Raw genomic sequence first — 13,928 nt, forward strand, 5'->3', positions numbered from 1 at the left:
CCGGTTCTGGTCATGCGCATTTTATAAACCTATGTACCCTGGCGTTCATACCGTCCTCAAAATTCCGAACTAGATATGCTTGCCCTGTTCCCGCAGCAGCCGGTTTACCGTTTCTCTTCTCACGCCGATCAGCTGTCCGATCTCTTCCTGCGTCAGATACTCGGTCAAGTGTATTCCCTGTGAATACTCGTCCAGCCACTGGATCAGCAGCTCAAGCCGCTCCGCAGGTCCTCCGACCGTCAAGTGATCCAGCCTCATCTGCATGAACCGCACCTTTTCCTGCAGCAATCTGGCAACCTCGAGCGGTTTCTGCGAATCCTCCGCAAGCTGGCGGTACCACGCATCAGCCGATATGACCTCCACTTCGCTCTGGATCAGAGCGATCGCCGTTCCATGTGTCTCCTTCGGGCTGATCAGGGAATGGTGCGGCACCGTTTCACCGGGATATAAAATATTGAAAAGCACCATATTGCCATTCGGATGGAGACGGGTTACCTTGAACATTCCGCTCCGGATGTGGTATAGATGATCCCCGCTATCTCCTTGCCTGAACAGTATTTCGCCTTTATGAAGAATCATGAATGAATCGCCTCCTGATGAATGCAGTTATCAGGAGTGTAAACGATATGCCGTCATGAATCCACTGGAGGCAAATAACAATTACCAGAAATTAATGGTTGCGCGCCGTATATTGTTGGCATAGCATGTGTATTATATAGAACATATGTTCTTGTATTTATTTATGTTTGAGGATGTGTCTCTTATGATGAAACCTTCCACTCCTCCTCCGCCCTCGCTAGAAGACGAAGCCCTGATCCGAGATTATCTGCTGCATCACTTCATTCAGTCAGTTCTCGAGAGGGATATTCAGATTCTCAAGACCCTTAAACTGAAAATGGGTGAACTCTATATCTTAAATCTGCAGCTCATTAAAAAAGGATATTCTGATCATGCCTGGTTCCTACAACAACAAATGAGAAGGCGCGGCATCCGGATTCATGGCCAGAGCGGTACAGCCGAGGAAGGGCTGCAGGTCCAGTATTTATGCCGCGGATATGATGGCTGTCTGCTCTGCGAATGGCACACCTTCAAGGAAGAGATAAAGGATCGGCTCGTTTCGTATCTTGGCACGGATTTGGCGGCATACTAGCACCAACTACGTACAAGACAGGAGCGCTCCATGAAGAATATCTTCCACATATATTCTGCCGATATCCAGAGAATCATCCTTAATTGGGCTGCAAGTGTCATCATCGTCGGGCTCGCTATTCTACCTTCTCTGTATGCCTGGTTTAACATTGAGGCCTCCTGGGATCCCTACGGCCAGACCTCCGGCATCTCCATTGCCGTTGCCAACCTGGATAAAGGCACCACCCTCCGCGATCAGCCCATTAACCTGGGAAAGGAAATCGTGGAGTCCCTCCATCACAATGAGAAGCTGGGGTGGCGTTTTACGGATGATCGCGAGAACGCCATTCAGGGTGTACGACGCGGCGATGATTATGCTGCTATCATTATTCCGGAGAACTTCTCTGCCCGGATCGGCACCGTGCTGACCAATGAGCCTGTCAAAGCTCAGATCCTCTATTATACGAACGAAAAAATCAACGCCATTTCTCCCAAAGTGACGGCCCAGGGCGCATCCGGTGTTGTGGAGGAAATCAGCAAAAATTTCATCAAAACCGCCAACGGCACCATCTTCGAGATTTTCAACACGCTCGGGATTGAGATCGAGAACCAGCTCCCGGCCATCAATAAAGTACGAAGCCTTCTGTTCCGGCTTGAAAAAAGCTTTCCGGAGCTCAATGAAGCGGTGGGCACAGCTGCAAAAGATATTAAGCTGGCCAACCGATTGGTTCAGCAAGCCGACGCCGCCCTGCCTCGCCTTGAGGGAATTGCCACGGACGGCAAGGCCATGGCCGGTGCGCTGGCGGAGTTCGCGAATCAGGCCGCCGGTGCATCGAAATCGCTGGAGCCAACTCTGCGTCAGGACTTGGAGGTACTGGCTGCAACCACCGGAGCGCTCTCGCAAGTGCTGGACGCTCTGGGGCAAGCCGATATCGACCCGAAGGAGCTTGCCAGCCGCCTGAACGCTGCGCAGGAACGCGCAGAGACCGCAGCGAAAGCAGCAGCCCGGCTGGGTCAATTGTTCAAGCGGCTGGGCTCCATCTCCCCGGCAGCAGCTTCCGGGGCGGCCAAGCTCGAGGAGATTGCCGCACGATGGACCTCTGCTCAATCCGTGCTCCAAACGATAGCCCAAGCCGTGGAACGGGGAGAAGAAGCACCAGCAGATGCCATCGATAAGCTGAAGAAGCTGAACGATGACATTACGGGACTGACCAACACGCTGTTAAGCCGCTACGATACGGAGATCGGTCCGGCGATAAGCAAAGCCTTCACCAAGGGCGCAGGCACGGCCAAGCGTGTGCAGCAGGAGCTGACCCAGGCGCTTGCCAGCGTCCCCGACATTCAGCATTTGCTCAAAGACGCCCGGAAAGGTCTTAAAGTAGGCGGGGAAGAAGTACAGCTTGCCCAAAGCCGTCTGCCGGAGGCCGAGCTTCGGATTACGCAGCTGGCGAATCGGCTCCGTGAGATGGAAGCTGAGGGAGATATTCAAGAGGTTATTGATTTGCTTCAAAATAATTTCGAGCTCGAAAGCCAGTTTTTTGCCGAGCCTGTAACGCTGGAAGAGAATCGCCTGTATCCGATCCCGAACTACGGGTCCGCCATGTCTCCCTTCTTCACGACTTTATCCTTGTGGGTAGGTGCCCTGCTGCTCGTTTCCCTGCTCTCCGTTGAGGTTCATGATGAAGAGAGAAGCTTCCGCAGCATCGAGGTTTACTTCGGACGCTATTTAACCTTTCTCACCATTGCCCTGTTCCAAGCGCTATTCGTCACCCTGGGTGATATCTATTTGCTGCGGACCTATGTCGTGAATCCGGGCTGGTTCATCCTGTTTGCGCTGCTGATCAGCTCCATCTTCATGCTGATTGTATATACGCTGGTGTCCGTATTCGGCAATGTCGGAAAAGCGATGGCCATCGTACTTCTCGTGCTGCAGCTCGCAGGCGCGGGCGGAACGTTCCCGATCCAGATGACGCCGCCCTTCTTCCAGGCATTGCATCCGTATCTGCCGTTCACCTACGCCATTAGCATGATGCGGGAAGCCGTAGGCGGCATTCTATGGGATATTGTCATCCGGGATGTCCTGTTCATGCTGATCTTTGCCGCAATTGCGCTGATGATCGGGATAGCGCTCAAGAAACCGATCAACCGCGCCAGCGGCGGTCTTGTACGTAAAGCGAGAGCCTCGAAACTCATCCATTAATCCAGCCCCTTTCGGAGCGTATATCCGCACAGAATGACTGTCTGATTACAACTTTAGTCATATTTTACGCAAAAGGACACCCCTAGCGGCTTCTTACAGCCATGGGATGTCCTTTTTTCATATAAGATTTACTTATGTTGGGATTGCTGGTGGTATTCCTTCAGCTGTTTCAACGTATCCTCTTCCATATCCCCAAGCCGCCAGATCGCAATCTTCGAAACACCCGTATCTCTCGCCGTATCCATCCAGCCGGCAATGGTCATACCATCTGCATACCATACCGTATGGCCGATGCCTTGGTCGTCCGTATATTCATAATGCAGGGCACCGCTTGACGAATCCCGCTTCGGCACTTCCGAGATGGAATGCGCCAGCTCCACCGCACGCTTTTCCGTTAAAGAGACAACCTTGCCGTTCTTCGCCCAGTCAAACCCTCCAACCGACAGTGCGATGGCATGGTCTCCCGGAATCCCGCGCAGTTTGTCCGCCAGCTTTCTGATCAAGGCGTGATCCGCCTTAGGCCCCGGTCCGCTATGCCCTCCGTACAAGTTATAGGCCATCACGACATAATCCGGGCCTGCCGGCAACAACTCCAAGGATGACTGGGAGATCCCCGGCTCCAGGACGATTCGAAGAGAGAAACCCTCCGCTTGTAAACGCTCATACAGCTCCTCGTAAAGAGCGCACAGATTCGCCCAATCTTCCTTGCGTACCTTCTCGTAATCCAGCTCGACGCCACGAAAGCCATGTTGGGATACTGCAGTCAGAATGTGCCCGATATGCAGGCTGCGGCTTTCCGGAGTAGCCACGATCCGGGAGATGAGCTCAGGATCCTTCTGATCCGCCGTCCCATCGGTATCGAAGCGATCGTTTACGATGGTCAGGACCCGGCGAAGCTGCGCCCCTTTCCGGGAAATCTCCTGAAATTCAGGCAGCCCCTCCCCAAAATCCGAAGTAAAATGGAGTTCGTCTTTATGATTGAAGTAGGCTGCAAAAAAATGGATCTCTTCAAGCTCGCTGCCGAGCTGCTCCATATCGGTTATGCCCGTCCTCCACTGCCAATCCGTAATCCAGGCAGACAGCTTTACTCCCGTTTGCGGTATCTGAGGCTGCAGTGCTTTCTCCTGCTCTTCGGTGCGCAGCCACCAGAAGGAGACAGCAGCGCACAAAGCCATCAGCACCACTGCTCCTGCCCATTTCCTCCTGCGATTCTTCATTCTTGTTCACGTCCTACGCCATCCGAATTTTAAAAGGTCTCCACAGCCCAGTCAACCGCCCGGTTCAAACTTCTCTGCACGCCTGTCAGGACTCCGGTCAGTCCGGACGGCTTGTTCGTAAACAGCAGCTTCCGATCGCCGCCCGCAGGCTCAGATGTTATGTTGACATCTTCAAAAATAGCGTCGTAAATATCATCCTTCTCATTCTGCTCGTGATATTGCGATTCAAACGCCACGCCCCCTGCGCCAATCGAAACATCCACAGGCTGCTGGTCCAGAATTAACTGTTGATCGACACTCACCGACACGGAATGGCCTTTCACCGAAATCTCCAACGAGCGGTTGCCAAGTATGTTGACCGGATACTCATTCTCATCATCCCGATCTCCGGCCTGCGTCTGTTCCTTGGTATATACCGATGCTTTGTCGAATTGCAGATCCTCTTCACCCCACTCGACCTTCGGCAGGGAATAAGTGAACAGCTCCTCGGGCGCTTGACCTGCTCGCTTCTGCTCTACCACCACGTTATTGTTCTCCAGAAGGAGCCTTACGTAAGAGCCCTTGGTCCTGTCGTAACGGACATAGATGGACTGCCGTCCTACCACATTGCCGAGCGCTTTAGCCGAGACGGTTACGTCAGTCTCTTCACTACCTTTTAAATAAACCGTCCCTGCCTGAGACGGAGGCGATGTGACCACGAAACGGTTATCCGCAAATTCAGCCGCTCCGCCAAGCAGCTCCCAGTTGTCAGCCTGCTGCTTGTCCCCCCGAACAAACTGCATAGCTTGTCCTTGGTCCTTGTGCAGCTTCATCAACAGGTGGTTGGTGGACCAGTAAGGAGCAGGCTGGACCCGAGTCAGATTATAAAGATCGCTATCCTGCGAATTGAAGGCCATTCCTTCCCGGTTGAAATTCATCCCAAACAACTGCCTAATCTGCTCCGTATTGGTATCAGCTACAAGCTGATTCATGCCGCTGCCAAGCGCATTGGCGTGCATGATCATATACGTCCCTGGAACGTAACCCAGCGATTCCGTGTAGACTTTATTCATCGCCTCATAATCAGCTTGAATCCGTTCTTCCATCTCCGCGCGGTTCTCGAGCGGTATCATGTTCTCGTCGCGAATGAAATCCATCAAATAGTGGTTGTAATACTCCACGTTGGATTTGCTGGTCAGTTCACCCTCATCCTTAACGCCGATATAACGGCCTTCACGATCAAAAATATTAATATAAGTCAGCCGGTTGCCGTTGGTCCCCAGCTCCCAATAACCGGTGCGGGTCATCTTCAGCATATCCTTCGGCTGCAGAAATTTCCGTTCACTGTTGCCCATTTTGTCCGCATAGGACAGGAAGGTGGCCTTATAGTTGTATTTCTCCAGCAGCGGCTGCGCGAACAGCGCGGAGTCATTCCGTCCATCTTCAAAGGACAGATACAGCGCTTTATCCGGCAGCTTCTTGCCATTACGATAATAATCGATAATATCTTGCTGCGAAATCGTGGTGTAGCCCTGTTCATATAAGGCCTTCAATTGTGCATCCAGCTGGCTCTTGGATACGAGCTTGGATGTCCCGGTGCGGCCGACCCCGAAATAGGATAGCGCAATAAAGCCCTGATCCTGACGCCAAGCCGCTCTGTCCGGCTCCTTATAGGTGCGAAAATCGAAAATCGCATCCGCCAGCAGGACGGCTACTACGGCCAATACAACGACCTGTGCCGTAACTTTGATGATTTTGCGGCGATTTTTTCGCTGAACATTGAGGGCTGTTTTTTGTTTTTTACCCATTTGTCATCCTCACTTCAACCGCTTTGACACGATCAGAACGGTAATCCGAATTTTTTGCCTTTACGCTTGCGGGCTTCCTTCTTCTCTCTAGCTTCAATATCCTGCGGTGTTTCCCGGGTCCCCCATGTCGACTTCCAGAAGGTAAACCAGGCCACCGGCATCTGCCATAGCAGGACAAACTCATAGAACAGACAGAACACGAAGCCGAACACCCAGAGCTTGCTCTTGCGAAACAGCAGGTGGGCAAGACTCATCAGCAGCGCCATCAGCAGCAAGCCCATCAGGAAGGTCCCCGGGAAAATGCCGTGAACGATCGGCACGTACATCAAGTTATAGGCAACCACGACAGGCGCGGCAATCGGCACGATTAGGCCTATGTAGAAAAACAATGCCATAAACGGCTCTTTCCGCCAAATAAAGCTTCCGGCCCGGAGCGACTCGCGCAGCCAGGAGCGCTTCCAGCGCATCTGCTGCTTCAGGAACACCTTCATCTGCGAAGGGACAATCGTCGAGCATATGGCGGAATCCTGGTAACCGGTGCGATGTGTTTTCAAAATAAAGTTCGTCATGCTTCGGTCATCCCCGAAGGTGGCGGGTCTGCCCAGAAACTTCTGGTTCAGCCAGGCGTCCGCATGCTGCAGGATCAGCTCTTTCCGATAGCAGGATAACGGGCCCGACAAGCAGGTCACGCTGTCAAACCAGGACTCCGCCGCTTTCATGATCCGAAAGGCAATATAATAACGGACCGTCTGCAGCTTCGTCATATTATTGGTATATTTGTTCTCGACGTCCGTCCGGCCGGCCACGCCGCCCATCTTAGGGTCCTGAAAAGGCTGAACGAGGTGGCGAATCGCCGTCGGGTCCAGAAAGCTGTCGGAGTCCACGAAGACCACCAAATCATGCTTCGCCATCTCCACGCCCTTGACCAGGGCGGCCCGCTTGCCCGCATTCTCCGGCAGCACCGTATAGGACAAGCGTTCGCGGGTCGCGTAACGCTCCGCCTCGGAGTGAATCACTTCAATCATATCCTTGATCTGCTGCACCGATTGGTCTGTCGATCGGTCATCTACGACGATGACCTCCAGCTTATCTACCGGATAATCCTGATTAATACAGCTGAGAATCGTACGTTTAATCCAATCCGCTTCATTGAAGCAGGGGATGATAATCGAAACCCCTGGTGTATAATCCGGATGGATCGGCACATCGCGGTACAATGCCCCAAACAGATAGCGAGTTAGCAAAAACAGGGCTGCGATTAAGCTGTACAAATACAGCACCATGTTGTATTTAAAATAGATAATGCTCTCGGCCCGCATCAGTATGATGAAGAGCACCGCCACGAACATCAACGCGCTGGCAGAATATACGGAATATCCCCACCGTTTGCGCTGAAAATATTCAGTCAGCGGCTTCTCAAATTCCAAGGCAAGCATATGTTCTTCACCGGATTCTGCCAAATTCGTGGCCCGACGAACGATGCTTGCATCCATCCTTACAGCCGATTCGAAACCTTCCGGCATCGCGCCTGGCGGGATCCGGAATCGGGCTTTCACCTTGTCGCCCACTTCAAGACCTGAAGAAGCGTCCGGCAGCTTGAGCAGCAGGCCCGTGGCCGAAATGTCGGCTGCCTGTCCCTTAATCCCGGCTTTTTTCTTTTTCCCCTTGGGGACGATCCATACTTCAAATTCCGCTTCATAACGCAAGCTGAGCATACGCAGCTTATTTAAATATTCAGAGCTGGACAAATCATCCCCGGGCTGCTCAGCCCGGTTGCCTCTCCGGTCCGCGTTCAAACGAATCTGCTCCGGGTCAGGTACATAGGAAAGAGTACGTCTATCCGTGCGCGGAACCGCAAGAACTTCTTTAGTGCTCTTCGGTTGCTTTCTTTTTATAATCCTCATTGCTTTCTCCCATCGTTACAAACTCCAATAATGAAAGCCATTTGCTTCATATTCGATTTTTGGATAAGCTCCCTTCACGTCGATCAGAAGCTTCTCTCCTTCAGAGCTAAACATGTCCTTGAATTCGGCAATCCCAAGCTGCTTGAACTCCCGGTGAGCGACGGCGACAACCGCAATCTGAATGTCTTTCAATTCGCTCATGTCCGACAGCTCGATACCATATTCCTCATTAGCCTGATACGGGTCCACATGCGGGTCCGCGACCATCGGTTGAATTCCGTAGTCCTGCAGCTCCGTAATAATATCGATGACTTTGGAGTTGCGGATATCCCGGCAGTCTTCCTTAAAGGCCAGACCCATTACCGCCACCTTCGCCCTCATCAGATCGATACCTTGGCGAACCGCGAGTTTAATGACATGCTGAGCGATGTATTTCCCCATTCCGTCATTAATATGCCGCCCGGCCAAAATAATTTTGGAATGATATCCCGTATCCTCGGCCTTGTACGTCAAATAATATGGATCAATTCCGATGCAATGTCCGCCAACAAGCCCCGGCCGGAACGGGAGGAAATTCCATTTCGTTTCTGCAGCCCGCAGCACGGCATTCGTATCGATATCCATCTCGTTGAACAGCATCGAGAGCTCATTCATGAAAGCGATATTGATATCGCGCTGGGCATTCTCGATGACTTTGGCTGCTTCCGCCACCCGGATGCTTTCCGCCCGATGAACGCCTGCATCAATAATCAGCTCATATAGGCTGGCAACCGTCTCCAGTGCCTCCGGGTCATTACCGGACACAATTTTCACGATGGTCTCGAGTCGGTGTACCTGGTCTCCGGGATTGATTCGTTCCGGGGAATACCCCACCTTGAAATCCTCGCCCAGGCGCAGGCCGGACTCCTCTTCAAGAATCGGAATGCAAACCTCCTCCGTTACGCCCGGATAAACCGTTGACTCATACACAACAACCGCTCCCCGGGTCAATGCGCGGCCGACCAATCGGCTGGCATTGCGCACAAATTTCAGATCCGGGACATTTCCGCTTTTTACGGGTGTCGGAACGGCGACAATAAAGCAGCGTGCTTCCTTCAGCTTGTCCGGATCCGAGGTGAAGGACGCCGAGCAGTTCGCAAGCGAAGTATCCCCGATCTCACCGGTAGCATCGAATCCGCTGCGGTACTGCTGCACCTTGGCCTCGCTCAGATCGAAGCCGATGACATCCAGCTTTCTTGAGAATGCGACCGCCAGCGGCAGGCCCACATATCCAAGACCGACAACTGCTAATTTGTCAACGCGGTCCAACATATTCACATATAATTCCATCCTATTCCATCTCCATTGCGGCTTTGTCCTGCAGCTGCATCATGTCCGCCATTTTTACAAACGTATATCCTTTATTCTTCAGCCCTTCGAGTACTCGGGGCAGGGCCTCAATGGTATGAATGTCATCCAGCATATGAAGCAGAATGACGCTTCCCTTTTGTGTCTTGGTCATAACTCCGTTCACGATATCGTCGGCACTGTTGGAAATATCCCAATCCAGCGTAGTCACATCATACATTGCAATGGCGGGGTAACCGGCAGCTGCCAGCGCTTTGGCCCGTTCGTCATCTACCACGCCGGTCGGCGGGCGAAACAGCATGACAGGCTGCTGTTGTATGGCCTCCGTAATAACCTGGTGGGCCTTGACGACATCCTGCTGCAGCTCTTCCGGCGTTAGCGATGTAACGACGGGATGGCTGTAAGAATGATTGGCCACATCGTGTCCGCCTTCGACCATCGCCCGCGCCAAATTCGGGTTGCTTTCCACTCCTTTGGCCCGCAGGAAGAAGGTGCCCTTCACATCATGCTCCTCCAAAATATCAAGGATGCGGGTTACCGTTTTGTCGCTTCCGAAATCATCAAAGGTCAGGGCAACCTCTTTTTTGTTCGTATTGACTTTATAAACCAGTTCATATTTCGCCTGTTCATAATCCGGGTTCATTCTAGCAGCGTCGAATCCCGGAATTAACTCGAGCGGTTTTCGCACGCCGCCATTGCGCACCAGCTCATCCAGCGTAACCAATTGATATCCGATATCGTCCACGGCCTGAGCTATGTATTTAATAGAAGAAACCACTTCCGGATTGACATCGGTATTCATGGAAATAATGCCGCCTCTGGAGATGTACCTGGTCACATACTCTCCAATCTCTTCCGCGCTCTGCATATTGCGATCCTTGGGATTAATGTTGTAACTTACAACGGCCTTCATTCCAAGATGTGCAGCTGCCAGCGGCACTTCATCCGGATAATCGCCCGAGCGTGTCCGCACATAGCGGGGCTGGACGCCCGTTTCCCGCTCAATGACATCGTTCGCGAGTTTGATTTCCTTATAGATCTGATCGTAATCAAGCTGATTCATATCGAGCTGATTGAGCGTATTGTTCTCAATTTCATGACCTCTGGACAAAATGGCATCCGCAATGTCTGGTTCCTCCGCCACACGGATCCCCGGAAGAAAGAAGGTCGCCTTGATTCCATAGGCATCCAGCTCATCGATCAGGGCCATCATGGTCGCTTTATCGCCCATGCCGTTAAAGGTGAGCGCCAATTCTTTCCTGGCTGTGTAAACAAACGGGATTTCCCTGCTCTTTTCTCCCGTATACCGTTCCACTTTTTGAACTGTCGCTGTCGAACCGCCCGCTTCATCGCTGGGAGCTTGCTTACCACCAAAAAGACCACAACCACCCAGTAACGCCAGGGTTAACAACAGTCCGGTCATTCTTGTTAGCATGTATAACATTCGGGTTTTACTAAAATCTCTTTTCATCTGGATACTCCTTTTAAAATTTCAATCAGGGTTTTTATTAAAGCCCTTCCTGAATAAACCAATTGAATATAACACCAACCTATCATAATTGCTATAACATTTTGGAAAAATTCATGGATTTTCATCATTTTCATAACTTTGAATTACAATAAGGAACCCCGGTCGTCCAGCTTGTGTAATCCGTTGCCCATGTTTTTTTCTAAACATGCTTTTACTCCCTGCCGCTCGATGATTCACATTATAGAATTCAGTTCTATACAATTTCTAAACATTTCCGATTTAACCGGGACCTGGCCCACTGTCAGACAAAAAAATACCTCCGAAAGTCTCTTAAGACTCTCGAAGGTACGTTGAATTGTGAATGATTCATGTTGCACATGCTGCTCATGTTGTTACCATTTAACCTGAAAATCGCTATTGAACCTCATGCAAATCAAGGCTCTTCCCCAGCCATCGCGGTTCGTTTGTGAACCCAAGCCTGGTAGTGATGGACGGCCAGTCCCGCAAAGGAGTTATGGTCGCTGCCAAGTTTGGCGGCGCGCAGGGCTTCGTCCTCCATCTCCTGCTCGCTCTTAGAATAAAAGGTCAAATGCTCGCCTTCCTCCGTATCCCCAAGCTCCATGCCGATCCAGACAGACTTGCCGAGTTCGTCGGCCTGCTCCAGCTCTTCCTTGGACAATTCATACATCTGCTCCCCGCTGTCCCGGTACGCCATAACGGCAATCGCGTCCGTATTCTCAATCATCCAGCGGCTGAACGAATCGGCATCCGCGCTGCGGGGTCCAGGTATCGAGTCAAGCCAGAAAGGAACGGCGGCGCTGAACGTTAGCCCCTGACGCTTTGCCTCCTGCACCCAAACCTCCATGTTCGCGCTCCATTCTTCCACCACCTGTGCCTGTTCACGGCCCCATCTTCGGAGCACATAGGGCTCAACATCGAACTGCACGCCCTCGAATTTCTCCTCCGGCGCAGCCGTCCGATTGTACGCTTCCAGCCAGGCCAGCAGCTCCATCCCTTGTCGCCGGCCTTCCTCATAAGCCCAATCCGGCTGACCGTTCAAGGCATGGACGCTGATCCCCTGCTGATGAGCCGCAGCTACAAAATGGCGGTATTCTTCGTCCGTCACCTCTTGTTGAATCTGCAAAAAGATCGTTGTAATGCCTTCCCTGCCGCTAAAGGCTACAATCTCCTCCGTTTCACTCCGGATCAGACTTGCATCCCACAGCCATGTAGCCTTGTTCTGATTCACCTTGCCTGACGGGAGAAGAAAAAGGATCAGCAGCAAAAGACAGATGCCGGCAACCAGAATGATCCACTTCGCTTTTGCATGTATAGGCCTCATTCTTCTCGTCCATTTCATCAGATCAAGACAGCCTCACCCGGCTCAGCTACATGCTGAACGGAATGGCCGATCTTGTAGATATGAGGCTCGGCGAACGCTTTAAATGCATTTCGTGTATCTAAGATTGGCACGCCGGTCGAAGCGATCGAATGATAATCCAGATTGCTGTGGTTTGTAATGAGGACGATGCAGTCGTAACGGCTGAATTTCGCCAGATCATACTCCACGCTGCGTACCGTTCCGCCTTGCTTATCCACGAAGCTGTGGGCATACGGATCGTAATAATCCACATAGGCGCCATTTTCCTTGAACTGTTCATATACTTCAAGGCCCGGGGATTCACGCAAATCGCTGATGTCCGGTTTGTAAGCCATGCCTAACAGCAGGATATTGGAGCGTTTGATCGATTTGGCATATTCGTTCAGAATCGTAGCCGTCTTGTTGATCACATAGTAAGGCATATTATCGTTGGTGGACTGTGCCAGCTCAATAAATTTGCTGTAGAAGCGGAAGCCCTTGGCCTTCCAGGACAGATACATGGGATCCAGCGGGATGCAATGGCCGCCGATGCCCGGTCCCGGATAGAATGGCATGAATCCGAACGGCTTGGTTGCCGCTGCATTGATCACTTCCCATACATCAATGCCCATGCGGTCACACATCATGGCCATCTCGTTGACAAAGGCAATATTCACGCTGCGGAACGTATTTTCCAGCAGTTTGGACATTTCCGCAACTTTCGGGTTGCTGACGGGCACCACCGTCTCCACATACTGCTTGTATAACGCTTCACCCAGCTTTAGGCAGGCATCCGTCGTTCCTCCGATGACCTTCGGCGTATTTCGGGTATTGAACCGGCTGTTGGATGGATCGACCCGTTCCGGCGAGAAGCACAGATAGAAGTTTTGGCCGACCTTATAACCGAGCTTCTCAATCGGCTGCTGAATCAGCTCCTCCGTGGTTCCCGGATAAGTCGTGCTCTCCAGTGTAATTAACAGGTTAGGCTTCATAAAGCGTTTGAGCTGATCGACTACCATTGTAATGTAGGATGTATCCGGGTCCTGATTCTCGCTGAGCGGCGTCGGCACGCAGATGCTGACGGCGTCGATCACAGCAATCATGCTGTAATCCGTTGTCGGCTTAAAGCGTCCGGTCTCCATGCATGCCGCAAGCTCTTCGGACGAGATGTCACTAATATAGGACTCGCCGCGGTAAATGCGGTCAATTTTGTCAGAATCCAGATCGATACCGATGACCGTGAATCCCTGTCTTACCATTTCCACAGCCAGCGGCAATCCTACATAGCCCAGTCCCACAACACCCAGAACGGCTTTCTTATTCTCAATGGCACTCAATAAAGTTTCATATTCCTCATTCACAAGTATTCAACCTCCATCGGATGTTTAGTCTATTCGTCTATTTCTTTTGCCTATTCGCCAAAAGACAGACCTCGTTTTGTTGAACTCTCTCCTTGCGATTAAAGAACCTCTCAGCTCAACTAATCACGTATCATTCATCATTCATTAATTCTC

10 protein-coding genes are annotated in these 13,928 nt (G+C 51.7%); 2 read left to right on the plus strand and 8 right to left on the minus strand.

What is annotated here, in order from left to right; all coding sequences use genetic code 11:
* Positions 1-69: 69 nt before the first annotated feature.
* On the minus strand, positions 70-579 hold the full coding sequence (locus M4D81_RS00745; RefSeq protein WP_071223797.1) for a Crp/Fnr family transcriptional regulator: 510 nt from the start codon (positions 577-579) through the stop codon (positions 70-72).
* 184 nt (positions 580-763) lie between these two features.
* Between M4D81_RS00745 and M4D81_RS00750 the strand changes: the two genes are divergently transcribed.
* Entirely contained in the window at positions 764-1,150 is a 387-nt protein-coding gene (locus tag M4D81_RS00750; protein ID WP_260064068.1) for a YhjD family protein, read from the plus strand.
* A gap of 30 nt (positions 1,151-1,180) precedes the next feature.
* Positions 1,181-3,328 carry a YhgE/Pip domain-containing protein gene (locus M4D81_RS00755; protein WP_260064070.1) on the plus strand — a complete coding sequence of 716 codons (2,148 nt, stop codon included), beginning with the start codon at positions 1,181-1,183 and terminating at the stop codon, positions 3,326-3,328.
* Positions 3,329-3,456: 128 nt separating this feature from the next.
* Here M4D81_RS00755 and M4D81_RS00760 read toward each other — a convergent pair whose 3' ends face one another.
* The 7 genes from M4D81_RS00760 to M4D81_RS00790 all read right to left on the minus strand — a co-directional run bounded on the left by M4D81_RS00760 (position 3,457) and on the right by M4D81_RS00790 (position 13,775).
* Entirely contained in the window at positions 3,457-4,545 is a 1,089-nt protein-coding gene (locus tag M4D81_RS00760) for a glycosyl hydrolase family 18 protein (RefSeq protein WP_260064072.1), read from the minus strand.
* Between the two features lie 29 nt (positions 4,546-4,574).
* Complete coding sequence (locus M4D81_RS00765) at positions 4,575-6,332, minus strand: polysaccharide deacetylase family protein (RefSeq protein WP_260064074.1); 1,758 nt, start codon at positions 6,330-6,332, stop codon at positions 4,575-4,577.
* 32 nt (positions 6,333-6,364) lie between these two features.
* Entirely contained in the window at positions 6,365-8,236 is a 1,872-nt protein-coding gene (locus tag M4D81_RS00770) for a glycosyltransferase family 2 protein (protein ID WP_260064075.1), read from the minus strand.
* Between the two features lie 15 nt (positions 8,237-8,251).
* Entirely contained in the window at positions 8,252-9,565 is a 1,314-nt protein-coding gene (locus M4D81_RS00775) for a nucleotide sugar dehydrogenase (RefSeq protein ID WP_260064076.1), read from the minus strand.
* A 1-nt stretch (position 9,566) separates the two neighbouring features.
* On the minus strand, positions 9,567-11,018 hold the full coding sequence (locus M4D81_RS00780) for a polysaccharide deacetylase family protein (protein ID WP_397376651.1): 1,452 nt from the start codon (positions 11,016-11,018) through the stop codon (positions 9,567-9,569).
* A gap of 469 nt (positions 11,019-11,487) precedes the next feature.
* Complete coding sequence (locus M4D81_RS00785; protein WP_235613271.1) at positions 11,488-12,396, minus strand: hypothetical protein; 909 nt, start codon at positions 12,394-12,396, stop codon at positions 11,488-11,490.
* Between the two features lie 17 nt (positions 12,397-12,413).
* A complete protein-coding gene (locus M4D81_RS00790; protein ID WP_194541823.1) occupies positions 12,414-13,775 on the minus strand; it encodes a nucleotide sugar dehydrogenase in 1,362 nt (453 codons plus the stop codon).
* Between the last annotated feature and the right edge of the window lie 153 nt (positions 13,776-13,928).

This window comes from Paenibacillus sp. p3-SID867, from assembly GCF_025142895.1.
In the GTDB taxonomy this organism is placed as follows: Bacteria; Bacillota; Bacilli; order Paenibacillales; family Paenibacillaceae; genus Paenibacillus_AQ.

What these genes read in the sequence shown, in the direction of transcription:
- M4D81_RS00765 (WP_260064074.1), bottom strand. Translation starts at nt 6,332, where the DNA reads ATGGGTAAAAAACAAAAAACAGCCCTCAATGTTCAGCGAAAAAATCGC.
- M4D81_RS00745 (WP_071223797.1), bottom strand. Translation starts at nt 579, where the DNA reads ATGATTCTTCATAAAGGCGAAATACTGTTCAGGCAAGGAGATAGCGGG.
- M4D81_RS00775 (WP_260064076.1), bottom strand. Translation starts at nt 9,565, where the DNA reads ATGGAATTATATGTGAATATGTTGGACCGCGTTGACAAATTAGCAGTT.
- M4D81_RS00785 (WP_235613271.1), bottom strand. Translation starts at nt 12,396, where the DNA reads ATGAGGCCTATACATGCAAAAGCGAAGTGGATCATTCTGGTTGCCGGC.
- M4D81_RS00770 (WP_260064075.1), bottom strand. Translation starts at nt 8,236, where the DNA reads ATGAGGATTATAAAAAGAAAGCAACCGAAGAGCACTAAAGAAGTTCTT.
- M4D81_RS00780 (WP_397376651.1), bottom strand. Translation starts at nt 11,018, where the DNA reads ATGCTAACAAGAATGACCGGACTGTTGTTAACCCTGGCGTTACTGGGT.
- M4D81_RS00755 (WP_260064070.1), top strand. Translation starts at nt 1,181, where the DNA reads ATGAAGAATATCTTCCACATATATTCTGCCGATATCCAGAGAATCATC.
- M4D81_RS00750 (WP_260064068.1), top strand. Translation starts at nt 764, where the DNA reads ATGATGAAACCTTCCACTCCTCCTCCGCCCTCGCTAGAAGACGAAGCC.
- M4D81_RS00760 (WP_260064072.1), bottom strand. Translation starts at nt 4,545, where the DNA reads ATGAAGAATCGCAGGAGGAAATGGGCAGGAGCAGTGGTGCTGATGGCT.